This is a genomic window from Neisseria sp. P0021.S007 (genome assembly GCF_051956855.1).
This window is the reverse complement of sequence record NZ_JBQCXA010000077.1, coordinates 1-1356: the sequence shown is the minus strand read 5'-3', so window position 1 is coordinate 1356 and position 1356 is coordinate 1. Positions and strand designations below refer to the sequence as shown.

Below are 1356 nucleotides of genomic sequence, written 5' to 3'. Positions count from 1 at the left end.
TTGTTACACAATATTGCATATTATTAGTAATACTTATCATTATTGTATCTGAGAAGCTTGTATTTTAGAGAGATTGGTTATGAAAATTAATGTATTTATAGTGCCTATTGCAACTACCTTTATTTTGACTGCATGTGCAGGTGGAGGTGCATCTGAACCCAAAGTTCCCGTTGCTATTCCGACAGCGCAACCTATTGCCAATGTTAAGCTGAGCGATGAAAGCAATGCAGTAAAGACCATTAATACCCTTTCCGGTAAAGGCGGCAGTCTGCGTGAAGCGGAACTCGAAGTGAAAACATCATGGGGCTACAGCTATACCGATAAACAATATGTCTATCAAACCCCTTCTGGTAACTATTACAATATTAGTTCATATTCTGATCCGATTGTCCCATCATATTCCAGCCCGTCTTATGCCCTTCGTACACGCCATGAAGGACAACCTTTATCTGAAGGTGGCAAACTGTTTGTCTGTTGCAGTAGTTCGGGACAATTCACCTATGCACCGGCAACCAAACAGGACCACCTCAAATTCGGCGCATGGATAAATGCAGACGGCACGGCAGACCTGTTTATCGGCGGCAAACCCGTCGGAACGGCGAAACCGTCTTATTACACTCCGTCAGACAGTACAGTGGCAAAAGGCAAGACTACATACGAAGTTTGGGCTGTCCGCGTCCGCAACGGCAATATCGTTACCTCAACCTACGATCCGGGCAAATCCTCCGGGTCGTCTGAAAAAAACACGCCCAAACTTTCACTGCTGACAGCCAATTTCAACACCAACAAACTCGGCGGCACGATTTTAGGTAATGCTGATTACGGTCCGGACGTTGTGATGAAAGATGTAGGCATCAACGGCGTTGATTTCTCAGGCACTGCCGAATCCGATGGTAAAAACGGCAAAGTCGAAGGGAAATTCTTTGGTCAATTTAACGGCGATAAAACAGAAGTCAGTATAGGCGGTAAAGTTACCTTTGATGCCGATAAATCGTTGGATACCGTGTTCGGCGGCGTGAAGAATGATGACGACCGCAATACGACGGATACAAGTTTGACACCTGTCAGCAAGTAACCGCACATCAGTCCCCCGATAAACCGATAATCAATATATTCAAGAGGCAAAAAATGTCCTTCCCCTTTAAACCCGTACTGCTGGCAGTTGTTGTCAGCCAAACTTTCCCTGCTTTCGCAGCCGATCCCGTACCGCAGGTCCGTCAGGATTTGAATGAAGTCAAAGTCATTGGCGGCCGCAAAGTACAAAAACTCGGTGAAGAGAAAATCCGCCGTCAGGCTTTGGATAAACAAATGGTCTCCGATGAAAGCGACTTGGTGCGTTACGATCCAGGCATCAGC

Annotated in this window: 2 protein-coding genes; both read left to right on the top strand. The window is 46.0% G+C overall.

The genetic code is table 11. The features are described 5' to 3' along the window. Window positions 1–79 precede the first annotated feature (79 nt). Window positions 80–1075: a Slam-dependent surface lipoprotein gene (locus ACTHUR_RS11210; RefSeq protein WP_070711791.1), complete on the top strand. Its 996-nt coding sequence runs from the start codon at window positions 80–82 to the stop codon at window positions 1073–1075. A gap of 53 nt (window positions 1076–1128) precedes the next feature. Beyond that, the coding region (locus ACTHUR_RS11205; protein ID WP_440398622.1) for a hypothetical protein at window positions 1129–1356 on the top strand (228 nt) is incomplete at its 3' end.

Coding starts and splice junctions, on each gene's coding strand:
- ACTHUR_RS11210 (WP_070711791.1), top strand. CDS start 80: ATGAAAATTAATGTATTTATAGTGCCTATTGCAACTACCTTTATTTTG.